Genomic DNA, 22149 nt, shown 5'->3' on the forward strand with positions numbered 1-22149 from the left:
GGAGTAACATAAGCCCAGCTAAATAGTTTCGATACAAGCTGCAACCTGTGCGCCTCCGATGGGTCCCTTTTTGTCTTGCTTTATGAATAAAAATTAGCTTCTGCCATGTCAACAACCAGCGCATCTGCTACCCTCAAACACCAGCTTTTGGCGGAGTGCCGCCGCATTCAGGAAGAGAAAGTCCACAATGCCCGACAGGCCATGCTGGAGGTGCAGGAAAGCGCCTTGGAAGGCGACACGGCTGAGGAAGCCATGGAGTCGTTTCGGGAGGTGTGCCAGCGCCAGCGCGACCTGTTTGCCCGTCAGCTCGATGAGGCTTTAACTGGCCTACAGGTGTTGCGCCGCGTACCGGAAGCCAAATCTTCACCCAATCAGCCAGGTTTGGGCTCAGTAGTAGTGACGGACTCGCAACGTTTCTACGTGTCGCTGAGCCTGGGAGAGATTAAGGTAGAGGGCCAGCCTTACTTTGCGCTTTCGGCCTTTTCGCCCTTATACCAGGCAATGGCACAGGTGCATTCCGGCGACACGTTTACGTTCCGCGGCAAGTCGTACCAGATCAAGGAGATTTTATAATGTGGCCTAGGGGCTTTTGTTCACAACAGAGCAGTGCCCCACTGGCCTAGCTAGCGTACCCGGGTCCAGTAGTGAGAGCGGCCCAGAAGCGGGAAGCCGATATAACCCTTTACCTCCAAGCGGTTTTTGGAGTGCAAGCGCACGTAGCAGGAGTATGTACGGCCGTTGTTGGGGTCGTAAATCTCGCCGTCCTCCCACCGTTCGTCGCTGGCGTCATAGCGCAGCCCGCGTAAAATCCGCAGATTATGCATGGGGTGCTGGCGCTTGGCTGGGTCGGGGTTATGCACATCAAGCTGAGGGTAGGCGGCGGTGCTATCGGTGGTGGGGCGGAGCCACACGAGCTTGCCGCATAGCTCCTTATTGCCGCACGAATACAGCTCGATATGTGTGTTCTGTGAATCATCGGCCCACACACCTACGGGTGAGAGCGACTGGCCTAACCCTGCCGCTGGGGTGAGCAGGCCCAAGGTCAGGGTCAATATTCCGGTGCTCCAACGTAGTAGCTGTTTCATAAATTCTGCAAGCCGGGCACAAGTAGCCTACTGGCACATGTAGCCAGTGTAGTAGTAAGAAACAAAAAAAGCGACGCTTCTGCGCAGAAGCGTCGCTTTTTACCTACTGGCCTAGCAGTGGGTGCCTACTAGCGTACCCGGGTCCAGGTCTGTGACTTGCCAATCATGGAGAAGCCAATGTAGCCTTTTACCTCCATGGTATTCTGATTTTCCATTTTCATGTAGCAGGAGTACGTTTTGCCGCTTTCGGGGTCGTAGATCTTGCCGTCATCCCACTTGTTGCCTTCATCATACTCAAACCCTTGCATGAACACTAGGCCCAAACGGGGGCGGTTGCGCAGCTTGGGGTCGGGGTTCATAGAGTCTGTTTTGGGCTTACCCGTTTTGGGGTCGTTGGGAACCGTCAGGGTTACAATTTTACCGCAGAGCTTGTTGCCACACTGATAAATTTCAAAAGTGGCCTTCTTTTCGGCGTTGGTCCAGACACCCAACGGGGAGAGTTTTTGGGCCGAAGCGGCGCCAATTACACCAAGCAACAGGGTTAGACAAAGGAGCAGGGTTTTTTTCATGGTGATGAAGTAAGAGTGGGTTTTCGGGAAAAAGATAGAACAAAAACTGATCAGTGCAATCCGTTGTCCCTCGGGTTTGTGCGCAGATAGTATAGGCAAGTTTGAAGCCAGATATCCTATGCCTGAATTTTGACTTCCTGCTGTAGAAATTAAAGGCCCTGATGATCAGGCGTATGGCCCGAAAGTGGGCTAGGGGGCATAAATAATGGTGTTTTTATTTTGAACCATCCGGGGGGATTTTAACTTTACTAACCGTAGCGAGTGCTACAGCCCCCGCCGCGCAGCCCTAAGGTGCTGGGAAGCAAAGCCCGGGTTATGTCGGATCTAAAGAAAGGAGGTACAAAATGTCTAGTAGTCCCAAACAAATCCTGCCAAGCCTGTCGAATGTAGTCCGCTTCACCGCCGGACGCGCTTAACAACAGCTTTCGCGCGGAACTCGCTCCTATTTGAGCTATTCCCGCATTCTGGCAAGGTCTTACTCGATAAGTGGATGATGGGGCTGTACCCCAGACTCATCGCTTGGTAAGATTTGAAGGATTAGATGCCCGGTTCGCCCAGCAGCCCACAACGGTTCTGCATAGGCGACCGGGCATCGCTTTTTTGTGCCATGTGAGAAGGAAGAATAGCGAGACTATCCCGTGGGCCTTTCTAGCCAAAGCAGAATCATCAGGACTAGCCTAGGCCACTCACGTCGCTTCTATGCTTTCCGCTAAACCACTTTTTTTGCGCCCCTACAGCACCCGGCGGACCTGCATAAAGCGTCGCTCGTAGTCGGTGCCTTCTACCTGGCTGATTTTTACACCAGACTCGCGGCGGGCCGAGGAGGAATGAATGAAGCGCAGGGGTTGGCCTGGGTTGGAGATAACGATACCCGCGTGGCCAGGAGTGGTAGAGGTGGTAGCCGTACCAGTAAACACCACGATGTCGCCGCGTCGGGCTTCTGCGCGGGATATACCTTTGCCCACATTAATGAGCAACGCCGTGGAATGCGGCACGGGTACCTTGTAGCGGGCAAACACGTAGTTCACGAAGCCGGAACAGTCAAAACCAGTTTCGGGAGTGCTACCGGCGTAGCAGTAGTTCGTGCCCAACTGGCGCATGGCAAAGGCCACTACACTGTCGGCCCGGACGGGCACACGCTTGTTGCTGACTACGTAGGCCACTCGTTGGGTGGGAGTTGGGGCTGGTGCTACGGAAGCGGAAGAGGCTGAAGCCGGGGTAGGGTGCAAACGTACCCAGGCCAGGCGGGCAATCAGCACGCTTGCTAAAGTCAGGAAAACAAGCCAAACGTAGCGCATATAAGCAGAAGGCCAGAGGCCATATATCGTGCGTAACGGGGGGAGTACAGTTCAGGTTCCGGGGAGTAGGGGACCGGAGCAACGGGTATAGCGCAAATTTTAGTCCGTGCTTGCAGCTTCGGGCGGTTTTCTCCGTTCTTTGGCCACCCAATAGTGGCTGCCTTGGCGCTTCCTACTGCAACACCTCCTTTTCACTCCTTCCTTCAAAAACATGCTTCAACTCCGTACCCGCCTGTTCTCGGCGGCGGCTTTGGTGGCACTGCTCAGCCAGGCTAACGTGGCCGAAGCGGCATCGCCAACCTTGCGCTACGTACTGTCTATGCCGGCGCCTCAAACGCACTATTTCGAGGTAGAGACCACGCTCAGTGGCTTCAACAAAGCCTACACCGACCTAAAAATGCCCGTGTGGGCACCCGGATCTTACCTGGTGCGGGAGTTTGCCAAGAACGTAGAAGGCTTCCAGGCCACCGCGGGCAGCGAAAAACTACGGACCGAGAAGGTAAGCAAGAATACTTGGCGCGTGTACCATCCCAAGGGCAAAGACTTCAAGGTAAACTACCGGGTGTATGCCTTTGAGTTGAGCGTGCGCACCAGCTTTATAGATGCGGCCCACGGCTACCTCAATGGCAGCAGTGTATTTATGTATCCCGCCGAAGCCAAGCAGTTAGGCAGCACCCTCGAAGTACGCCCCGCCCAGGGCTGGACGCAGGTAAGCACCAGCCTCAAGCCCGCTGGTGGTACCTTCACCTATACGTCCTCCAACTACGATGAGCTGGCCGACTCACCCATTGAAATCGGCAACCAGAAGATTTACACCTTCACGGCCAACGGTACGCCGCATACGGTAGCCATGTTCGGTGACCCGAAGGTAGATGAGGCCCGCCTCACCCGCGACATGCAGCGCGTGTGCGAGGAGGCACACCGCGTGGTAAACCGCAACCCCCTCGACCGGTACGTGTTCATTGTGCACAACATCGACCGGGGCACGGGTGGCCTAGAGCACCTATTCTCTACTACGCTGTCGGTGTCGCGCAATGCGTATTCCTCAGAGGCTGGTTGGAAGGGCTTCCTAGGCCTAGTGGCGCACGAGTACTTCCACCTCTGGAATGTGAAGCGCATTCGGCCCATTGCCCTAGGGCCATTCGACTACGATAACGAGAACTACACGCATATGCTGTGGGTAAGTGAGGGTGGCACCGAGTACTTCTCCAACCTGATTGTGCAGCGCGCGGGCTTCCTCTCGCCCGACGAATACCTCGGTGACCTGAGCAACGGCATTAACCGCGTGGAGAATACGCCCGGCAACAAGCAGCAGTCGGCCGCCGAGTCGAGCTTCGATGCCTGGATCAAGTACTACCGCCCCAATGAGAACTCAGCCAATACCGGCATCAGCTACTACGATAAGGGCGAAGTCATTGGGGCCGTGCTAGACCTGATGGTTATCAACGAAACCAAAGGCCAGAAACGTCTCGATGACGTGATGCGCTACCTCTACGACCAGTACTACAAAAAGCTGGGGCGGGGCTTTACTGATGAGGAATACCAGGATGCCGTGGCTAAAGTAGCTGGCCGCCGCTTCGATGACTTCTTCCGTCGCTACGTGTACGGCACCGAAACGCTGCCCTACGAAACGGCGCTGGGGTACGCTGGCCTGAAGCTGTCAGTGACTACGGCCGCCGCTACCGATGCGGCTCTGGGTGCTAGCATCAGCCCCGCGGGTGGAAAGCAAACGGTAGCCAGCGTGCTGCGCGACGGCAGTGCTTGGCAGGGTGGCCTAAGCGTAGGCGATGAAATATTGGCAGTGGATGGTGCGCGCGTCACCGACGACCCCAACAAACTGCTCGCTAACCGCGCTGTTGGCTCGCAGGTGAAGATGCTGGTGAACCGTGAGGGGCAGATCAAGGAGATAAGCTTCCCGCTGCTGGCCTCCTCGGCCCGCCGCTACCGGATTGAGCGCCAGGCAAACCCCACTGCCGAACAACAAACCGTGTTCAATAAGTGGCTGCCAGTTCGCTAACCGAACATACTTCTAACAGAAAGGCCCGATGCAGCACTGCGTCGGGCCTTTCTGTTAGAAGTTAATGGCTGTAAAATGACGAGTACTGGTTGGCCTAGCCGGCAGTGCTTCTACGGCAAGATGAGTAAGAAAGGCTCTTAGTCAACCTGTTGTTCTCTATTGGGGTAAGGCTCCGAGTGCAGTCGCAACATTCACGCGGCCCCAGCCGAAAGTGCTGCTGCGGGCCGTGCGGTTGCTGCTGGCGGCTACCAGCCGGCTCATGAGCTGGGTGCGAGTATCGGCGGGGTAACGGGCCCAAACCAGGGCCGCGATGCCGGCCATGCTGCTGGTGGCCACGGACGAACCCCCCACGGTGCTGGGAGCGTCGCCGCTCATGGCCAGGGTCAGAGGCCTACGGTCAAGGGCAGTGCGCTGCATCACTACTGTAAACTCAACGTCGCTGCCCACGTGGCACTCATCGCAGCGGGTACGTAGGTCGTCTTTCATGCCTGTGACGGCAACGGCTTCGGGCAGGGAGGCCGGAAATACTACTCCGGCCCAGCCGGCTGTCCAGTCAAAGGAAGTACCTGCGGCGCAGAGAATCAGCTTGCCCTTACCATAGGCGTACCGGATGGCATCGGTGAGTTGCGACGAGCTAGTGAGGCGGCCCATACTCATGCTGATAATGCGTACATCGGGGCGGTTACCAGCCAGCACGAAAGCATTGGCAACGCCCTGCACCTCGCGGCTGGCATCTAGCAATACATCTTCGGCGGCCCGGACGGTAATCAGGTTACTGTTGTAGGCCACTCCCACGGCAGCGCCATCGGTACCGCGCGGGGCGGCGCAGGCTCCGGCCATGCTGGTGCCGTGCCCGCAGCCGTCGTTAGGCGTTTCTGCCTCGCCGTAGGGAATGCCAAAAAGTGAGTTGCGCGGCAGGGTAACCAGCCGCTCAATGCTGCGGCCACTACTTTGGCCCTGGTTGAAGGCAGCGCCGAGATTTTCCTGCGCATCTGAGGAGCCGGTATCAATGATGAGCACTTTTATCCCTTGCCCCGAGCTCTGACTCCAGCCCGCCCGGATACCGTGGTACTGGTCCTGCTGATTCCAGGACGATTTGCTCCCGTCGGGCAGAACAGTGTAGTCGGAGCCTTCCATAAGCCCTGCGGTGGCGGTGTTGTTGCCGCAGCCGCTACTGCTAAGTGAGGAAACCGCGCGGTTGGCAGCCCCGGCAGCGGGGCGGTTGGGCTCATACCCCATGGGCTCGGCGTAGCGCACCAGCCCAGAGCGGCGCAAGGCCTGCACGGTACTCAATTCCCGCACATGCACCGTCAGCACGGGAAGGCTGTTTTCCTCAAAAAGAGTGAGTTGGTCGAGGGTAAGCGTAGGATTGGTCTGGCGTTCCTGGCCTAGAATCAGCTGAAGCACTTGCTCACGGGCCTGCTGCCACTGCGGCAGCTGACGGGCATCGGCGGGGAGGGCACTGGTGGCCGCGAAGCCGACTGGCTGGTAGCCAACTGAAAGCACGTAATCAGAACGGGTGAGGGCACTCCAGACGGTGTGAGCTGAGGCCTCGTTCCAGTTAAACTGACCCGTTGCGCGCAGGCGTTGCATAATCTGCTCATCAAGCTGCTGCACAGTCAGGGCGGTGGTAGGGTCGGCGTCGGGTTGGGGAAGTGCCTGCTCGGTTTCGTGCTGGCACGCGGCCAACGCCAAGGCCAGCATGGTGGCCAGGGGCAGAGTAATGGTACGCATACGTGGTGGGGTTTTGGTTGGTGGGAGCTTAGTATACTTAAGGACAAGAAAATCAGCGACAAAGGCAAGGGCAGGCTTGGCCCTCGCGCATAGAGGGTTTCTGCGTATTACAGTCCGTCATCCTAAAACAAACCCGCTCACTCCAGGCTAGTGGCCTAGCGCCTCCTATAGTGAAACACCATCATCAGTTGCCATACCCCAGACAATGAAAAAGGCTCCTTTACCAGCTAGGTAAAGGAGCCTTTTGACAGGACTAGATAAACGTTATTGAATCCGTTTCAGGGCTACTTCCCTAACGGGGGTAATAACGAGCGGCACTTTCTCCACCTTAACTGAGCTGGTATCGAGGCCAAAATACTTGTCTTCGGAAGCAATGAACTGCTTGATGTAGAAGTAGGCCTGCATCACCAACTTTTCCATGAGCGGGAACTCGTTCTCGACCGACAGGAACTTCTCCAGCACTACGAAGCGGAAGTCGCCGGTAACGTGCTGCTTGCTCAATGACTCGTAGCGGGAGGTGATATCTACTTCTTTGTTGCGCACCAGATCTTCTACCACTTTGCGGAAGTAGAGGTTGATGCGCTGCTCTACCCGGAAGCCCAAGCGGAAGGTGATGCGGAACACGTCGTCGGGGGCCAGTTCCGTTACCTTATACTCCATGGTATACGGTTCATCGGTGGTGTCAACGTGCACAAACCAATAGATGTCGGCTCGCTTAGGACGTTTTTGGAAGATGGAGTAGATGATCTTCGACTCAATCTCCGTCGCCCGTTCTGCTGAGCTCATAAACACCAGGTGGGTGGCGTACTTTGAAACCGTGTCGTCGTCGGAGAGCTGCTTGAGCGCCTCCATGTAGGGCTCAATTTTCACAAACTCCGTGAGGCGGCGCTTGATGTAGTAGGCCCGCAGCCACACGTACATTACGCCCATGAGGGTGGCGCCAATAGCCAGCGACACCCAGCCACCGTGCGGAAACTTGATCAGGTTAGCCACCAGGAAAGAACCCTCGATGGCTCCGTATACTAGCACAAACAGGGCAATAGCCACCATAGGCACGCGTCTGGAACGCAGCCACATGGTCAGCAGGAGGGTGGTCATGAGCATGGTAAGTGTAATGGCCAAACCGTAGGCCGCTTCCATGTTTTCCGACTTCTGGAAGTAGAGCACCACCCCAATACAGCCCGCCAGCAGCAGTCGGTTCATGCTGGGCACGTAGAGCTGGCCCTTCACATCGGTGGGGTAGTTGAGCTTCACCTTAGGCCACATGTTCAGCCGAATGGCCTCGGCTACCAGCGTGAAGGAACCCGTGATGAGAGCCTGGGAGGCGATAATGGCCGCAATGGTAGCCACGCCAATACCGATGAGCAGGAACCACTCGGGCATGAGTTCATAAAACGGATTTTTCTTGCCCAGCATCTCGCCTTCGTGGGTAATCAGCCATGCTCCCTGGCCCATGTAGTTGAGCAGCAGGGCCGTTTTCACAAACACCCAGCTAATTCGGATGTTGCCCTTGCCGCAGTGGCCTAGGTCGGAGTACAGGGCTTCGGCACCAGTCGTGCACAGGAACACTGCCCCCAATAGCCAGAAGCCTCCTGGGTAATGCACTAGCAGGTCGTAGGCATAATAAGGATTGAGAGCCTTCAGAATCTGCGGGTGCTCGGCAATCCAGACGCCGCCCAAAACACCAAGCATCGTGAACCAGATCAGCATGATCGGGCCGAAAGCTTTACCTACAATCTGAGTGCCGAAGCTCTGCAACAGAAACAGTACCAGTAGAATACCGATGACAATCGGCACCGTCGGGATGTGCGGGTACACAGCTTCTAGGCCTTCAATAGCCGAAGAAACCGAGATGGGCGGGGTAATAACCCCGTCGGCCAGCAGAGCTGAGCCCCCAATAATAGCCGGAATGGTCAGCCATGCGGCCCGCCGCCGCACCAGTGCGTAGAGCGAGAAAATGCCACCTTCCCCGTTGTTATCGGCGTTGAGGGTCAGCAGTACATACTTGATGGTCGTCTGGAGGGTAAGCGTCCAGAAAACGCAGGAAATACCACCGTACACCAAATGTGAGTCAATTTGCCCCGGGGTTACTGACTGCGACTGGATGATGGACTTCATCACGTAGAGCGGGGAAGTGCCAATATCCCCGTAAATGATACCGAGTGCAATTAGCAAGCCGGCCGTTGATACGGCGGTGTGCTGATGTTTTGCGTCCATGTGAGGGGTAGAAGTAAAATAATGCTAGGTAGAAAGCGGCGCCAAAGGTAGGGCTTGCAACAATAGCAGCTGCCGGCAGGCCTACGCAATACAGCGGAAAAAGTGCGAAGCGGCCTAGAAATGTTCTGGGGGTTCTGGGGCGTTTGCCCGGGCAGCCTGGCTGGCGTTCCAAGACATGTGCAGCCAGTACTCAGCGGCCGCGGCGGCTTCATCGTGGCGCTGCCGAATGCGGCGGTTGGACTCGGCGGCCAGCTGCTGCCAGCCCCGCGCCGGCCCCGACAAGGCAAAGTAAGCCGCCTCCTGGCCCGGCCGGTGCAGGCGCCAGCGGTTAGCGCCCCGGGTGCCAAAGGCCAGCAAGAGCGCTCCCAGAGCCATGCCCATGGCCGCCGGAATTGTGCGAAGCCAGTTCTGCAGAAACCCCAGCATGAATCCGGCCAGCGTGAAGCCCCCCAGCAAAAACCACAGTAGCCACCGTACCGGTTGTACGTCTACGCCTTCCAGCTCCCGCCACCCAAACACCTGGCCATTGATTTCCAGGGCCTCGTTGGTCAGGGCCATCCGGCCGTCTTCGCTGCGCACCACGGTAAATACCATCGGCGGGGGTGGGGGCAGTAGCTGAAATGCGGTACTCTGGCTTCCGGCGAGTGGCCTAGAGGTGTCCTCTTCAGCCCCGGATAGGATAGGCACTTGCTCTCCGGGGGTTGGTTGAGCAGGGGAGGTATTTTCCGAAGGATCCTCGACTGGGCCGGGAGAAGAAGGGGGTGGGACAGACATACGAAAAGAAGCCCCGCTGCCCGGCAACGTCAGCCTCAGAAGGGCGACTATACCAGATAGCGGGGCTTTAAGTAAGGGTAGCTTAGTTGTTGACTTTCAGCAACTCAACGTCGAAGATAAGAGCCGTGTCAGGTCCAATGTCGCGACCAGCACCCCGGCGTCCGTAGGCCAGGTCCGAGGGAATGTAGAGGCGCCACTTAGAGCCTTCGGGCATCAGCTGGAGGGCTTCTGTCCAGCCGGCAATTACTTGGTTTACACCAAACGTAGCGGGCTGACCGCGCTGGTACGAGCTGTCGAACACGTTACCATTGATGAGCGTGCCGTGGTAGTGCGTGGTTACCGACGAGCTAGGGCCGGGCTTCTTGCCAGTACCTTCCGTCAGGACTTCGTACTGTAGGCCACTAGGCAGCGTCTGCACACCCGGTTTGTTCTTGTTTTCGGCGAGGAATGCTTCGCCTTCGGCTTTGTTGTTCATGGAGTTGGAGTCTTGAGATTCATCTTCCTGGCCAATGCCCATTTGCTCCTGCAACTGCTGCATGGCAGTTTGCATTTGCTCGGGGGTGAGGCGGCTAGGCTCGCCACCAAGAGCTTCTTTCATGCTCTGGGCAAACGTATCAACATCAATGTCGAGCCCTTGTTGCGCGAAGTTGCGGGCCATGTCGCGCCCAATGATGTAGCTGATCTGCTCTTTCAGGCTGGTCAGGTTCATAAACCATGTACTATGCCACGCGGTAGGCAACCCAGGCGCCACGTGGCCCGAGCCTGCCGCACCGGCAGCGGTGAGAGATACCGGCATCCCGCGCGGGCTGCCGAACTGTGAAGTACAGGAAACTACCGGGAATGGATGCGGTTTTTTTGAGGCCAAGCGGCTAACCTCCTGAGGCTGAAACCCGGATTATTCCTTCAGCTTGCCGTAATCGGGCAAAAACTGCCGAACAGGGGCTCTGATAGCCAAAAAACTATACCCTCCGCGAGGGCTGAAAGCGCTGTCGGCTCTCTAGTAGAAGGCTGGCAACCGCGCTTGCGGAAGGGCCTAAACGCAACGAACTCCGCCGGGAGGGGCGGAGTTCAAATATTACCTGGAAGAAGACACCACTTAGCAGAAGTGCAGCTCTTCCTCGTCGCGTAGGTCAAAAAATAGATTCATGTCGCGTACCTGAGCAGCCAGATAGCGCAATGACCCTAGGCCTCCCAGAACAAGTAGAGAAGAAACGGCAGCAGTGCTCTTTTTCATTGTGCGTTTGGTATGTTAATGTAATTCAGATTATTGACTGCAAAGATACAGCGCAAAAGTTAAGAAAGTGTTATGCAAGCATCATTTATTTATGAGAACTGCTCAACAATTCTTTAGCTGATCGAGCTTCTCGCATGAGTTAGCAACCGCTAGTAAACGAAGCATGTGGCTAAAGGTTGCGAAGGGTAGCAGAGATTGAGTTATCGGCATTGTATGCTAAGGGGTTAAAGTTGGTAATCACTTGATGGAGCCCATCGCTGAGCAGTGGCCTAGTGGGGCCTATTTGTGGTACTAGGGCCATTGCTTCTATATTTGCTTTTGCATACGGTGATGGATTTCCACCGCGAACCGCCAGCCGCTTCGGCGCTGCGCTGATGATTCCTACTGAACGGCGGCCCACACAGGGCTGCTGCTTGCTTCATCGTATAGTTCGCCTTATGCCACTCCGCCCTGCCTCTACTTCCTTCTGGTTTTCGAATCTGCGCGCCCTTAACCTACCGGCCACCCTGTATTTTGTGGGACGCTGGCTGGTGCTCAGCCTGCTGGTAGGAGCGTTGGCTGGTTCGGCGTCGGCCTTATTTCTGGTTTCCCTGGATTGGGTGACAAACTACCGGGAGCTGCACGAATGGATCATTGTCCTGCTGCCGCTTGCCGGGCTGGTGGTTGGGCTGGCCTACCACTATTTTGGGGATAGGGTAGTACGCGGCAACAACCTGGTGCTGGACGAAATACATGCACCCCGCCTGCATATTCCGTTGCGGCTGGTGCCCTTGGTACTGGGCGGCACCCTTATCACCCACCTGTTTGGAGGCTCGGCGGGCCGCGAGGGTACCGCCGTACAAATGGGCGGGGCCCTGGCCGATCAGCTTACCCGGCTCTTCAGACTGCGCCCCCGCGACCGGCGTCTACTGCTGATTGCGGGCATGAGTGCCGGCTTCGCTTCCGTATTTGGCACGCCGCTGGCCGGGGCCGTGTTTGGCTTGGAAGTGTTCTTGCTAGGTACCATTCGCTACGATGCCGTACTACCTGCCTTCCTGGCCGCCGTCAGCGCCGACGTGGTAACGCGGGCCTGGGGCGTAGGCCACACCCACTATCCACAGCTGGCCGCGCTGCCGCTTACGCCCCTAGGATTAGGCTGCACGTTGCTGGCGGGAGCATTGTTTGGGCTGACGGCTCGCAGCTTCGCCACCCTTACCCACTGGATTAGCCAGCAGTTTGCGCGGGTGGACTACGCGCCGTTGCGGCCCGTGCTGGGCGGTGCGCTAGTGGTAGCGGCCATGTGGGCCCTGGGCACCACCCGCTACAGTGGCCTAGGCGTGCCCGTCATTGTCGAGGCCTGCCAGGTGCCATTGCCGCCCACCGATTTTATTCTCAAGCTGGTGTTGACGGCCCTCACCCTGGGGTGTGGTTTTAAGGGGGGCGAGGTAACTCCGCTATTTTTCATCGGCGCCACACTGGGTAGTGCGTTATCGGGGGTATTACCGCTGCCGGTGGCCCTGCTGGCAGCTATGGGATTTGTGGCCGTGTTTGCGGGAGCGGCCAATACGCCCCTGGCCTGCATGCTCATGGGCCTGGAGCTGTTTGGCCTGCAAGGGGGAGTATATCTGGCCCTAGCCTGCGTGGTGGCCTACCTGTTTTCCGGTCATCGGGGGATCTACTCGGCGCAGATAATTGGGCAGCCCAAGCACCTGCGTCTGGGCCGCGACCAGGGAAAGCGCCTCGGTGAACTATAGAAACCCTAGGTAGGAAAGTGAGCTGTTTGGCTAGGCCACTCTATGCGGCAAGAATGCCTGTGCGGGCACCAGTCGGAATTCTATAATGTTTCTCCAGAATCCCGTACGGCCAACTGTCTCGGTTGGCTGTTGATTTGTGCAGTGGGAAGGCACATCCTTTCCGCTTGAGGCCTAGATATGAATCAGCAAGATGTAGTGTGCGGCATGATGGTTGACGCGTCTTCGGCCGCGCATCGTTCGCACTTCAACGATAAAGAATATGTGTTTTGCTCCGCGAACTGCCAGCATAAGTTCGAGGCAGATCCAACGCAGTATCTGGAAGCTGAGCTCGTGACAACTGGTGGCACTGTCGCAGCGCGGCTAGGCCAGTCAGGCGTAGCGGCGGCAGTGCTGCCTCCGGTGGTGCCTGTCCCGGTTGCCACCGCCCTGGCTACTCTGGATATTGAGGGCATGACCTGCGCCTCGTGCGCGTCCTTCGTGGAAAAGTCTTTGTCGCGCACGCCCGGCGTGCACAAGGCGCTGGTGAACTACGCCACGGAGCGGGCTACGGTAGAGTACCTGCCTGGCCAGGCCACCCCCGAAACGTTGCGGGAAGCCGTGGTGAAAGCAGGCTACGGCGTGGCGGCCCCCGCCGCACCCGACACCAGCGCCGCTGACCGTCAGGCCGAACTCGATCAACAGAAGGCCCTGGCCTACCAGAAGCTCAAGCGCCGCCTATGGGTGGCCGTGGGGTTGGCAGCCGTCGTGATGCTGCTTTCCATGGTGATGCTCTGGCCCGCCTTGTCTGCCCGCATCAATATGCAGGCACTCAACTATGTGTTACTGGGTCTCACGCTGCCCGTGCTGCTCTACAGCGGCCGGGAGTTTTATACCTCGGCCTGGAATGCCTTCCGGCACCGGGCGGCCAATATGGATACCCTAATTGCGGTAGGCACTGGGGCTGCTTTTCTCTACAGCCTAGCCGCTACCGTAGCGCCGCATCTCTTTATGCAGCACGGCCTCATGCCGGAGGTGTATTATGATACCACTGCCACCATCATTGCCCTTATTCTGATGGGCAAAGTGCTGGAGCTACGGGCCAAAACTCAAACCTCAGCGGCTATTAAGTCGCTGATGGGCCTGCAGGCTAAAACGGCCCGCGTGGTACATGGCGAACAGGAAATTGACCTGCCCATTGAGCAGGTGCGGCCCGGCGATGTGGTGGTAGTACGGCCCGGCGAGAAGGTAGCCACGGATGGAATAGTGGTGCTAGGCCACTCCGCCGTTGATGAAGCCATGCTTACGGGCGAAAGCCTACCGGTGGCAAAGAACGTGGGGGACCCCGTTTACGGGGCTACACTTAACAAAACCGGCTCCTTCCGCTTCCGCGTAACCAAAGTTGGCGCCGAAACCATGCTCTCCCAGATCGTAAAGCTGGTGGAAGATGCCCAGGGCAGCCGCGCGCCCATTCAGCGCCTCGCCGATAAGGTCAGCGCCGTTTTTGTGCCTACGGTGGTGTGCATTGCCATTCTTACCTTCGTGCTGTGGTTTGACCTGGCCCCGGAGGCCACCCGGTTTCCACTGGCGCTGGTCAACTTTGTGGCCGTCTTGATCATTGCATGTCCGTGTGCGCTTGGCCTAGCTACGCCCACCGCCATCATGGTCAGCACGGGCAAGGGCGCCGAAAACGGGGTGCTTATCCGCAACGCCGAAGCGCTGGAGAAAGCCCATCAGGTCACTACTATTCTCCTTGATAAAACCGGCACCATTACGCGAGGAGAGCCGACAGTCACGGATTTTATCGTTGCCCCGGGCCAAACACCCAGCCAGGTGTTGCAAACGGTGGCAGCCGTAGAGCGCCAGTCGGAGCACCCCTTGGCGGAGGCCGTGGTGCGCTACGCCGAAGCTCACCAGGTGCCCAGTGTGCCGGCGCAGGAGTTTAGGGCGGTAGAGGGCCGCGGGGCTAGCGCCCTCGTTGCCGGCGAGCGGGTGCTCATTGGCAATCAACGGTTGCTCACGGAAGCCAGCGTGGAGCTGCCGGCGCAGCTAACAGAGCAGGCCAGTGAGCTGCTAGGCCAGGCCAAAACGGTATTGTTCGTTGTCATCGGTGGGCAAGGCGTGGCCCTGATTGGGGTGGCTGACACGGTCCGGGATACCTCTGCCGCGGCCATTCGGCGCCTGCAGGCTATGGGGTTGGAAGTAGTGATGATGACCGGCGACAACCCTCAGACAGCCGAAAAAATTGCTCAACAAGTTGGGATTAAGCGCTTCTTCGCCGAAGTGTTGCCCCAAGATAAAGCCGGCAAAGTGCAGGAGCTCCAGACCGAAGGCCGGGTGGTAGCCATGGTCGGCGACGGCATCAACGATGCCCCGGCGCTGGCCCGGGCCGATATTGGGCTGGCCATGGGCGGCGGCACCGACGTGGCGATGGAAGCCGCCGGCATCACCCTCATGCGCTCCGACCTGCAGGGTGTGGTCACCGCCATCGACCTCTCCAAGCAGACCATCCGGACCATCCGGCAAAATCTGTTTTTTGCCTTTATCTACAACGTGCTGGGTATCCCCATTGCGGCCGGGGTGCTGTATCCGGTGCTGGGTATTTCTCTTTCGCCCATGCTGGCGGCCGGGGCCATGGCCCTAAGCTCGGTTTCTGTACTCACCAATTCTTTGCGGCTGCGCTCTTTCCGGGGTGCGGCGGCCTAGGCCTCCTTTGCTACTTCTCATGGATACCTCTGAGCTTATCGTCACCCTCGTAGGCCTGGGCCTGATTGCCTTTGTGCTGTGGTACTTCTTTTTCTCAACTCACCAGACTGTTAGCGCAGTTTCGTCGGCCACCGGCGTGCAACAGGTTGATATAACGGTGCAGGGGGGCTACTCGCCTGCTGTAATTGAGGTGGAGAAAGGCAAGCCTGTGCAGTTGCACTTCCATCGAAACGAGGAAGCCAGCTGCTCGGAAGAAGTGCTGTTCCCCGACTTTGGTATTCGGCGTGAGCTGCCCGCGTTCCAAACCACTCTGGTGGAGCTGCTGCCTCAGCAGGCCGGCCGGTTTGAGTTTACCTGCGGCATGGGGATGCTGCGCGGTAGCTTGGTGGTGAAATAGCTAAGCCCACTTGCCTGTAGCGTCTGCTAGGCCTGTTCGTCAGCGGGCACGGAATAGGGCTTGGGAGCGTGGTGACCGTGCAGCACCCGTAAAATGGTTTGGCGCTTGCTGCGGATGCGTACCAGCCCAGCACCACCATCCCAAAGCCTACCGGCACCAGCAGCACACCTACCCACACGTACAAATACCCCCGGAAAAAGTTGATCAGGGAAAAGCCGGCCACTACCAACGCAATACCCGTGCGAAGGTAGGCTAGGATGGTTCGTTCATTGGCCAGGCGGGTCCGCTCCAAGGCTAGCCGGTCGCTGATGCCGAGGGCCAAGTCAGGGGGCGCGGAGGGGGGAGTGCGGGGAGTTGATGCCAAAACACGTATCGGTTAAGCGTGGCGTTACTGCCTTGAGCCAGGCAGCTAACTGATGCGGGGAGTATCTGCGGTTGAGTTGCCCGCCTCAAGCTGCACCAAGCCAAGGGACTGAGCGTGCTGACGTGCAAAGTAGGTGGTTGCTGGCCGGTTTACTTCTGGTAGAAGTACTCCTGCGCTCTGGTGGAGTTGCCCAACTGTCGGTATTCGGCCTCCTGAGCCCGTAGCTCTACCCGCCGAATTTTGCCGCTGATGGTTTTGGGTAGCTCCGTCACGAACTCCAGAATACGCGGCATCTTATACGGAGCCAGCACCTCACGGCAATACTGAAACAAAGCGGTAGCTACCGCCTCGGAGGGCTGCGTCTCGGGGTGCAGCAGCACGAAAGCCTTTATCTCGTGGCCCTTTATGGGGTGGGGCGAGCCTACCACGGCCGCCTCTACTACAGCGGGGTGCTCCACCAGCGCACTTTCTACCTCAAAGGGGCCCACCCGGTAATCAGAAGACTTAATGACGTCATCATCGCGGCCCACAAACCAGAGGTAACCATCGGGAGTGCGGTAGGCCTTGTCGCCGGTGTAGTACAGGCCGTGGCGGAATACACTGGCCCCTCGTTCCGGCTCCCCAAAATACTCCTTGAAGATGCCATTGGGCCGGCCAGGGTTCATGCGCACTGCAATGTGGCCTTCTTCATAGTCAGCCAGCACTTGGCCTTGCTCGTCGGCAATTACTACCTCATACAGGAAGGAGGGCAGCCCCATGGAGCCTTGTTTGATCTCGCCGGTCGGCAGGTTGTACACCATGGCCGTGCTTTCCGTCTGGCCGTACCCGTCGCGAATGAGGAGGCCCGTGCCGCGCTGCCAGGCATCAATCACCTCGGGGTTTAGAGGCTCCCCGGCACTCACGCACTCCCGAAAACTGAACTGGTACTGTGTCAAATCTTCCAGAATCAGCAGGCGTAGCACGGTGGGAGGGGCGCAGAAGGTGGTAACGCGCTGCTGTTCCAGTACTTTCAGCAGGGGCGGAGCCGCAAACTTGCCGCTCTGCCGGTATACCAGCAGGGTGGCGCCCACGCTCAGAGGGGCGAAGAAACTGCTCCAGGCAAACTTCGCCCAGCCTGCCTGCGAAATGTTGCAGTGCACATCCTCCGGCGTCAGCCCAATCCAGGCGGCAGTACTCAGGTGGCCTACGGGGTAGGAATAGTGGGTGTGAGTTACAATTTTGGGCATGCCGGTAGTACCCGACGTGAAAAACAGAAAGAGCGGGTCATCGGCGCGGGTGGGGGCGGCTGGAGCTTCCGGCGCTTCCGTGGCGCAGGCCGAGCAGCTTACCCAACCTGGCCGCTCTGCTTCACCCACCAGCATCTTAAGCCGAATGCGTTGCCCGATCTGCTGCTCGGCCAAATCAATCTTCTCCGCATTCTCAGCATCAGCCAGTACCACAGCGGGCAGCAGGCGCTTAAAGCGGTAGGCAAGGTCCGGCACCGACATAATAGTGGCCGTGGGAATGAGCACCTGCCCGCCCTTAATACTGGCCAGGTAACTGAACCACAGTTCGGCCACCACGGGCACCATCAGCAGCACCGCGTCTCCGGGCTCCACTTGCTCACGGCGCCAATAGTTGAGCAGTTGGTTGGCCTGTTGGGCCAGGGCCTGGTAGCTAAATCGCTGCTCGGGACCATCGTCACTCACCAGCACCAGCGCCTCCTTCTCCGGATGTTCCGCCGCGTGCAGCCCCTCAAAAATCTCGACCGTCCAGTTAAAAAACTCGGGCTTCGGGATGGGGTGCGTGGCAAGCGCCGCGTAGGTGCGCGTGCGCGCAATGCGCTGGAAATCCTGGAAATAGCGTTTCATGGGTGGGGCCGGGGGGTGAGGTCAGAACGCTAGTATAAGAAAGTGCCCGGAGACTAACCTCGCCATGCGCTAGGCCAGTCTCCGGGCAACTACACTACGTTTGGGCAAGCAAAGCTTTCTGACGGCTGGGCATCTAGCCGCGCTGTTGCTCGGCGGTGTCGCCGGGCAAAGGGCCGTTGGGCTGCGGTGCAGACTCATCGGCGGCATCGAGGTCTTCTAGTTGTTCTAACTCTTCTATAATCTGGGCGGGGTTGAACAGGCCAGTAAGGGCAGCTAGCTCTTCCAAGGAAGGGGTACCGCTATTGGCTGATGGCTCCGGCTGCTCCGGTGATCCGGGGTAAGGGGGCTGAATGATGCTCATACCGCAGCATACGCAAAAGCAGCCTAGGCGGGTGTGTAGTGGTGGGCTGCTTCCAGGAGAGTGTCGGCATTAAGTTGGTGCCCTTGCTCCAGCAACTGCTCACAGTAGCGGTGTACGTACACCTCCTGAGCTAGCCCCAGATGGGCGTGCTGCTCATGGCGGGCTACAATTAGTTGGGCCAATAGAATTGCGGCAGTGCTGAGTTGCCCTTTCTGCAGGGCGTTGCGAAATGAATCTTCGGTCGGAAACATGAGGCAAAGAATAGGGTCCTGCCTAAGCTCGGCAACAAGCATACCATTTGCCCTACTTCATAGGGGGGTAACCTATGATATTACTAATTGCGGTCTATGTATAAGAATTTGATAAATAGATGTTTGTGAGAATATTGTGCTGCAAGTAGAATATAGATGAAAGCCACAATATTGTACCTGTGGCTAGCACTTGGCCTAGGCCTCTTGCTTACCCGCTTCTAGCGCTAGCAGCCACTGCTTGCGCCACAGGCCCCCGGCATAGCCCGTCAGGTGCCCATCGGCCCCAATTACGCGGTGGCAGGGAATGAGGATAGCCACGCGGTTCATGCCATTGGCCGTGGCCACCGCCCGCACGGCGCTAGGCCTCTGCAAAGCCAGCGCCTGTTGCCCATACGAGCGGGTGGTACCGTACGGAATGGTTTGTAACTCCTGCCAAACGGCCTGCTGAAATTCCGTGCCTGGGGTGCACAGAGGTACGGTAAACTCCTGCCGGGTGCCCGCAAAATACTCGGCCAGTTGGGTCCGAAGCAGACTAAAGTGTGAGTTTTCGCCCTGGATGATGGTGGCATTTAGTCGGCGAGCTAAGTCTTTCAGCTCATTTTCCAGCATGCGCCTGTCAGTGAATTCCAACAGGCAAATGCCCTGCTCATTAGCGCAGGCGAGCATGGTCCCCAGCGGTGTTTCGAGGCGAGTAAGCTGAATGAGTTGCTGCTCCCGACTCTGCCGCGGCGACACCCCAAACACCGCCTTAAAGGAATCCTGAAACCCACTCAACGAGTCATAGCCGCTGTCAAAGGCTGCCGCCGTCACCGACTCGCCCCGCTGCAGTTTCTTGAAGGCGACATTAATGCGGTTGAGTCGTTGGTATGCCTGGAACGTGATACCGTGCTGGCGCAGAAACCAGCGCCGCACGGTAGCCGGCTCCAGTCCCTTCTCGCGCAAGGCTTGGTCGGTTATTTTCACTGCGGGCTGTTGACTTAGCTCCTCTAGTAGCCGTTGAATAAAGGCGGGGGTAGATGCGGCTGCCTGCAGCGGCACGCACACCTTACAGGGCCGGTACCCTTGCAATAAAGCTTCTTTGGCGGTGGCAAAGAACTCCACGTTCTCGGGCTTAGGCTTGCGGGCAGTACAGGTGGGCCGACAGAAAATGCCCGTAGTTTTCACCGCCGCGATGAAGCGGCCTTCATAGCTAGAGTCTTTTGCTACTAAAGCTTGGTAGCATTCAACGGGGGAGGGCAACAGCAGGAATTCCATAGTGGGTGGAGAGTGGCGTGAGCGAAGTGCTTGCAGTATGCAAAGGCAAAGCAAGGCAGCGTGCCACCATTCCACAACCGGAAATTAGACAAGCATTTTTCTACACCACTTGTCACAACTGAATCGAATTAATCAGTCTCTACCTAAGCCGTCCATCGAGAGTTATTAGGGATAATGTTAAAGTTGATGTTGTGATGGATAAATATCAGAATTATAAACGTTTATATATTGAAAATGACTGGGTGTCAGATGTAATGCGGCGTTGCGCATAGTGCATTAAGCGTGCAGAAGCATAAGCGCAGAAAGACTAGTTTAGACACTTGCCCGGCAATAGATTGTCCCTGATCAGCTATCTACTTCGAAGGAGCAGAGGGGGCGGAGTTCTCGAGGCTAGACCGATCGGCGCTGGTAATGTGGGCTACCTGATTCAACAGTTTGTGCAGTGCCTAGTCGGTAGCAGTCAGCTTCTAGGCCAGGTATAAGGGACTGCTATGAACGGGAAATCACCCTGAGAAAGCCTGGCACCATCCGGCAGCAGAGCCCTCTCAGGGTGATCTATCAGCTTAGTCCGATTCGTTTACGATGTTATCTAGCTTGGGTAAGGTCGATTGATCTGCGGGGTTACGGCTGTTGAGGCCCAGCCCTTGGGTTTGAGAATCGTCCGGCTGATCGTAGTCGCCACCGCCATATCCGCCGGTGAAGGCGTTCTGATAGGGGTTGGCATTCCGGTCGGAGAGGTCTTCGCGGCCTCCGCTGGTGCCTAGGCCACCCCGGTGTCCGCTTTGGTCATAACCGCGGTCTTCATCATTGTTAAAGCCAGCCCGGCCCATCCCTTCACCGGCGCCCACGGCCCCAGACTGGTTGCCGCTGCCAGTTGCGCCCTGGCGGCGTTGGTGGTCAAAGTCAGAGCCCTGCTCAGGATCTGACGGGTTGCTGTGCGCCGAATTTGGGTGGCGGAGCGCCACTTCGTCGCGGTAATTACCGGTGTTGGCCAGCACCGTCGACATATCTCGTGGATCTTCTTCCGGGGAAGAACCGGGGCCCTGGTCGGCACCTAGTTTAGCGGGGTCAGTAGCGTTGTTCTGGTCGTTGGGGGGAGGGAAGTTGGCTGCCATGGCGGGTAGGGTTTGGAAAATAAAGAGCTGCGTAGTCCCTTATCCTACTGTGCTGGCTCCGGAAAGTTACACGTCACTAGCGGCCAGGCCACCAGCTTACTCCTGCTGCGCCCGCAAACCAAATCGGCTCTTACGCCTCCGATATGCTTCTGCTTAACGCGGCTTCAACACTTTATCCAGAAACTCAACGGTATACTGCAGAGTGGGCGCAAACCAGGGGTTAAATAGGGGGAAGGGGTGCGGGGCCTCCGGGAATTGGTGCACCTCTGAGTAAATACCAAACTGGGTGAGCTGCCGCCGCAGGTCGTCGCGGCCCGCGTGCATGCGGTCTACGCCGCTGTTAATGAATAGGATGGGAGGCGTTTGTGCGCTTACGTGCGTCAGGGCCGAGGCTTGCTGCCAGAGCTCAGGGTGGACCGTTTTAGGGCTCCCGAACCAGTACGTGGCCGCCGAGGTGTTCTTGCGGTCGTCGCCTTCGCCCGACTCCGGATGGATAAAAGCTAAAATGCCATCTACATCCACAATGGCTTGCACACTGCTAGAGTGGGTAGGGTAGCAGCCCGTTTCGTAGAGAGGGTTGCCGTTGGTAGTGCCAATGAGGGCTGCCAGTTGGCCCCCGGCCGAGAATCCCCACACGGCCAGCCGAGCAGTATCAATGCCGTACGTGCGGGCGTGAGCGCGCATCCAGCGTAGGGCGGCTTTCAAATCTTGCACGGCCGCTGGGTACGGTGCTTCGGTAGACAGCCGATATTCTGCCGTAACGGCCACGTAGCCCTTGCCCGCCAGTTGCTGAGCCAGCGGCACATGCTGCGACCGGTCGCCGGAGCGCCAGCCGCCCCCGTGGATGAGGAGCACCGCTGGGCGTAGTTGCCGCCGCTTGGGTTTGGGGTAAAACACATCCAGTTGCAACGCGTGGGTGCCTTGGGTACAGTAGGGAATATTGGTTTGCGCCCGAACGCTCGGCGGTGCCGCTGGCCGAGCTATGCTGATGGTCGGGTCCTGTTTCTTGGCCTTAGTGTAAGCGCTGTAGGTAGTGAAAGACGTATCGCGCGGGCTTGGTTGCTGCTGGCCTAGGGCGGGTTGAGCTAGTTTCAATAGAAGAGCTGCTAGGAATAGCAGTCGGGAGTGGCCTAGGAAGCAGGGGAAAAGGCGCATAAGGTAAAGCTAGGGAGGAGGTAAGCAGAAAGCGCTGCTCTAAGCTAGCAAGAAAGACT

General features: G+C 57.8%; 20 protein-coding genes and 1 riboswitch. Of the genes, 5 read left to right on the plus strand and 15 right to left on the minus strand.

The window, feature by feature from the left end:
- Positions 1 to 105: 105 nt before the first annotated feature.
- On the plus strand, positions 106 to 573 hold the full coding sequence (locus EU556_RS23615) for a hypothetical protein (RefSeq protein WP_135436712.1): 468 nt from the start codon (positions 106 to 108) through the stop codon (positions 571 to 573).
- A 50-nt stretch (positions 574 to 623) separates the two neighbouring features.
- On the opposite strand, the gene EU556_RS23620 is transcribed toward EU556_RS23615, so the two are convergent.
- The 3 genes from EU556_RS23620 to EU556_RS23630 form a co-directional block, all read right to left on the minus strand.
- Positions 624 to 1085, minus strand: coding sequence for a DUF2147 domain-containing protein (locus EU556_RS23620; protein WP_135436713.1), 462 nt, complete (start codon positions 1083 to 1085; stop codon positions 624 to 626).
- A 128-nt stretch (positions 1086 to 1213) separates the two neighbouring features.
- On the minus strand, positions 1214 to 1654 hold the full coding sequence (locus tag EU556_RS23625; protein WP_135436714.1) for a DUF2147 domain-containing protein: 441 nt from the start codon (positions 1652 to 1654) through the stop codon (positions 1214 to 1216).
- Positions 1655 to 2385: 731 nt separating this feature from the next.
- Positions 2386 to 2952: a C40 family peptidase gene (locus tag EU556_RS23630; protein ID WP_135436715.1), complete on the minus strand. Its 567-nt coding sequence runs from the start codon at positions 2950 to 2952 to the stop codon at positions 2386 to 2388.
- Positions 2953 to 3163: 211 nt separating this feature from the next.
- Between EU556_RS23630 and EU556_RS23635 the strand changes: the two genes are divergently transcribed.
- Positions 3164 to 4969: a M61 family metallopeptidase gene (locus EU556_RS23635; protein ID WP_135436716.1), complete on the plus strand. Its 1806-nt coding sequence runs from the start codon at positions 3164 to 3166 to the stop codon at positions 4967 to 4969.
- Between the two features lie 156 nt (positions 4970 to 5125).
- On the opposite strand, the gene EU556_RS23640 is transcribed toward EU556_RS23635, so the two are convergent.
- The 5 genes from EU556_RS23640 to EU556_RS26210 form a co-directional block, all read right to left on the minus strand.
- On the minus strand, positions 5126 to 6703 hold the full coding sequence (locus tag EU556_RS23640; RefSeq protein WP_135436717.1) for a S8 family peptidase: 1578 nt from the start codon (positions 6701 to 6703) through the stop codon (positions 5126 to 5128).
- Positions 6704 to 6967: 264 nt separating this feature from the next.
- Positions 6968 to 8920, minus strand: coding sequence for a KUP/HAK/KT family potassium transporter (locus EU556_RS23645; RefSeq protein ID WP_135436718.1), 1953 nt, complete (start codon positions 8918 to 8920; stop codon positions 6968 to 6970).
- Between the two features lie 114 nt (positions 8921 to 9034).
- Positions 9035 to 9694: a hypothetical protein gene (locus EU556_RS23650; protein WP_135436719.1), complete on the minus strand. Its 660-nt coding sequence runs from the start codon at positions 9692 to 9694 to the stop codon at positions 9035 to 9037.
- Between the two features lie 82 nt (positions 9695 to 9776).
- The gene (locus EU556_RS23655) at positions 9777 to 10403 is read right to left on the minus strand and encodes an FKBP-type peptidyl-prolyl cis-trans isomerase N-terminal domain-containing protein (RefSeq protein ID WP_135436775.1); all 627 of its coding nucleotides are present in this window, start codon (positions 10401 to 10403) and stop codon (positions 9777 to 9779) included.
- A gap of 387 nt (positions 10404 to 10790) precedes the next feature.
- Complete coding sequence (locus EU556_RS26210; protein WP_167855174.1) at positions 10791 to 10928, minus strand: hypothetical protein; 138 nt, start codon at positions 10926 to 10928, stop codon at positions 10791 to 10793.
- 317 nt (positions 10929 to 11245) lie between these two features.
- Positions 11246 to 11319: riboswitch (Fluoride riboswitch) on the plus strand.
- Between the two features lie 46 nt (positions 11320 to 11365).
- Between EU556_RS26210 and EU556_RS23660 the strand changes: the two genes are divergently transcribed.
- The 3 genes from EU556_RS23660 to EU556_RS23670 all read left to right on the plus strand — a co-directional run bounded on the left by EU556_RS23660 (position 11366) and on the right by EU556_RS23670 (position 15740).
- Positions 11366 to 12661, plus strand: a complete 1296-nt coding sequence (locus EU556_RS23660; protein ID WP_135436720.1) for a voltage-gated chloride channel family protein — start codon at positions 11366 to 11368, stop codon at positions 12659 to 12661.
- A 177-nt stretch (positions 12662 to 12838) separates the two neighbouring features.
- Complete coding sequence (locus EU556_RS23665) at positions 12839 to 15343, plus strand: heavy metal translocating P-type ATPase (RefSeq protein WP_135436721.1); 2505 nt, start codon at positions 12839 to 12841, stop codon at positions 15341 to 15343.
- A 19-nt stretch (positions 15344 to 15362) separates the two neighbouring features.
- The gene (locus EU556_RS23670) at positions 15363 to 15740 is read left to right on the plus strand and encodes a cupredoxin domain-containing protein (RefSeq protein WP_135436722.1); all 378 of its coding nucleotides are present in this window, start codon (positions 15363 to 15365) and stop codon (positions 15738 to 15740) included.
- Here the strand turns inward: EU556_RS23670 and EU556_RS26870 are convergent.
- The 7 genes from EU556_RS26870 to EU556_RS23705 form a co-directional block, all read right to left on the minus strand.
- Positions 15694 to 16104 carry a DUF202 domain-containing protein gene (locus EU556_RS26870; RefSeq protein ID WP_210116359.1) on the minus strand — a complete coding sequence of 137 codons (411 nt, stop codon included), beginning with the start codon at positions 16102 to 16104 and terminating at the stop codon, positions 15694 to 15696. The two genes, EU556_RS23670 and EU556_RS26870, sit on opposite strands and share 47 nt — an antisense overlap.
- A 149-nt stretch (positions 16105 to 16253) precedes the next feature.
- Positions 16254 to 17954: an acyl-CoA synthetase gene (locus tag EU556_RS23680; RefSeq protein ID WP_135436723.1), complete on the minus strand. Its 1701-nt coding sequence runs from the start codon at positions 17952 to 17954 to the stop codon at positions 16254 to 16256.
- Between the two features lie 133 nt (positions 17955 to 18087).
- Complete coding sequence (locus tag EU556_RS23685) at positions 18088 to 18315, minus strand: hypothetical protein (RefSeq protein WP_135436724.1); 228 nt, start codon at positions 18313 to 18315, stop codon at positions 18088 to 18090.
- Positions 18316 to 18338: 23 nt separating this feature from the next.
- Complete coding sequence (locus EU556_RS23690) at positions 18339 to 18566, minus strand: hypothetical protein (protein ID WP_135436725.1); 228 nt, start codon at positions 18564 to 18566, stop codon at positions 18339 to 18341.
- Positions 18567 to 18761: 195 nt separating this feature from the next.
- Positions 18762 to 19820 (minus strand): bifunctional transcriptional activator/DNA repair enzyme AdaA, encoded by a 1059-nt coding sequence (locus tag EU556_RS23695; RefSeq protein WP_135436726.1) that lies wholly within the window; start codon positions 19818 to 19820, stop codon positions 18762 to 18764.
- Between the two features lie 563 nt (positions 19821 to 20383).
- Positions 20384 to 20935: a hypothetical protein gene (locus EU556_RS23700; protein WP_135436727.1), complete on the minus strand. Its 552-nt coding sequence runs from the start codon at positions 20933 to 20935 to the stop codon at positions 20384 to 20386.
- Positions 20936 to 21088: 153 nt separating this feature from the next.
- Positions 21089 to 22090, minus strand: coding sequence for an alpha/beta hydrolase (locus tag EU556_RS23705; RefSeq protein ID WP_135436728.1), 1002 nt, complete (start codon positions 22088 to 22090; stop codon positions 21089 to 21091).
- Positions 22091 to 22149: the final 59 nt, after the last annotated feature.

It is taken from the genome of Hymenobacter fodinae (assembly GCF_004745825.1).
GTDB classification, from domain to species: Bacteria; Bacteroidota; Bacteroidia; order Cytophagales; family Hymenobacteraceae; genus Hymenobacter; species Hymenobacter fodinae.

Excerpts from the sequence above, each read along its gene's own strand:
- EU556_RS23615 (WP_135436712.1), top strand. The coding sequence starts at position 106 with ATGTCAACAACCAGCGCATCTGCTACCCTCAAACACCAGCTTTTGGCG.
- EU556_RS23620 (WP_135436713.1), bottom strand. The coding sequence starts at position 1,085 with ATGAAACAGCTACTACGTTGGAGCACCGGAATATTGACCCTGACCTTG.
- EU556_RS23625 (WP_135436714.1), bottom strand. The coding sequence starts at position 1,654 with ATGAAAAAAACCCTGCTCCTTTGTCTAACCCTGTTGCTTGGTGTAATT.
- EU556_RS23630 (WP_135436715.1), bottom strand. The coding sequence starts at position 2,952 with ATGCGCTACGTTTGGCTTGTTTTCCTGACTTTAGCAAGCGTGCTGATT.
- EU556_RS23635 (WP_135436716.1), top strand. The coding sequence starts at position 3,164 with ATGCTTCAACTCCGTACCCGCCTGTTCTCGGCGGCGGCTTTGGTGGCA.
- EU556_RS23640 (WP_135436717.1), bottom strand. The coding sequence starts at position 6,703 with ATGCGTACCATTACTCTGCCCCTGGCCACCATGCTGGCCTTGGCGTTG.
- EU556_RS23645 (WP_135436718.1), bottom strand. The coding sequence starts at position 8,920 with ATGGACGCAAAACATCAGCACACCGCCGTATCAACGGCCGGCTTGCTA.
- EU556_RS23650 (WP_135436719.1), bottom strand. The coding sequence starts at position 9,694 with ATGTCTGTCCCACCCCCTTCTTCTCCCGGCCCAGTCGAGGATCCTTCG.
- EU556_RS23655 (WP_135436775.1), bottom strand. The coding sequence starts at position 10,403 with ATGAACCTGACCAGCCTGAAAGAGCAGATCAGCTACATCATTGGGCGC.
- EU556_RS26210 (WP_167855174.1), bottom strand. The coding sequence starts at position 10,928 with ATGAAAAAGAGCACTGCTGCCGTTTCTTCTCTACTTGTTCTGGGAGGC.
- EU556_RS23660 (WP_135436720.1), top strand. The coding sequence starts at position 11,366 with ATGCCACTCCGCCCTGCCTCTACTTCCTTCTGGTTTTCGAATCTGCGC.
- EU556_RS23665 (WP_135436721.1), top strand. The coding sequence starts at position 12,839 with ATGAATCAGCAAGATGTAGTGTGCGGCATGATGGTTGACGCGTCTTCG.
- EU556_RS23670 (WP_135436722.1), top strand. The coding sequence starts at position 15,363 with ATGGATACCTCTGAGCTTATCGTCACCCTCGTAGGCCTGGGCCTGATT.
- EU556_RS23680 (WP_135436723.1), bottom strand. The coding sequence starts at position 17,954 with ATGAAACGCTATTTCCAGGATTTCCAGCGCATTGCGCGCACGCGCACC.
- EU556_RS23685 (WP_135436724.1), bottom strand. The coding sequence starts at position 18,315 with ATGAGCATCATTCAGCCCCCTTACCCCGGATCACCGGAGCAGCCGGAG.
- EU556_RS23690 (WP_135436725.1), bottom strand. The coding sequence starts at position 18,566 with ATGTTTCCGACCGAAGATTCATTTCGCAACGCCCTGCAGAAAGGGCAA.
- EU556_RS23695 (WP_135436726.1), bottom strand. The coding sequence starts at position 19,820 with ATGGAATTCCTGCTGTTGCCCTCCCCCGTTGAATGCTACCAAGCTTTA.
- EU556_RS23700 (WP_135436727.1), bottom strand. The coding sequence starts at position 20,935 with ATGGCAGCCAACTTCCCTCCCCCCAACGACCAGAACAACGCTACTGAC.
- EU556_RS23705 (WP_135436728.1), bottom strand. The coding sequence starts at position 22,090 with ATGCGCCTTTTCCCCTGCTTCCTAGGCCACTCCCGACTGCTATTCCTA.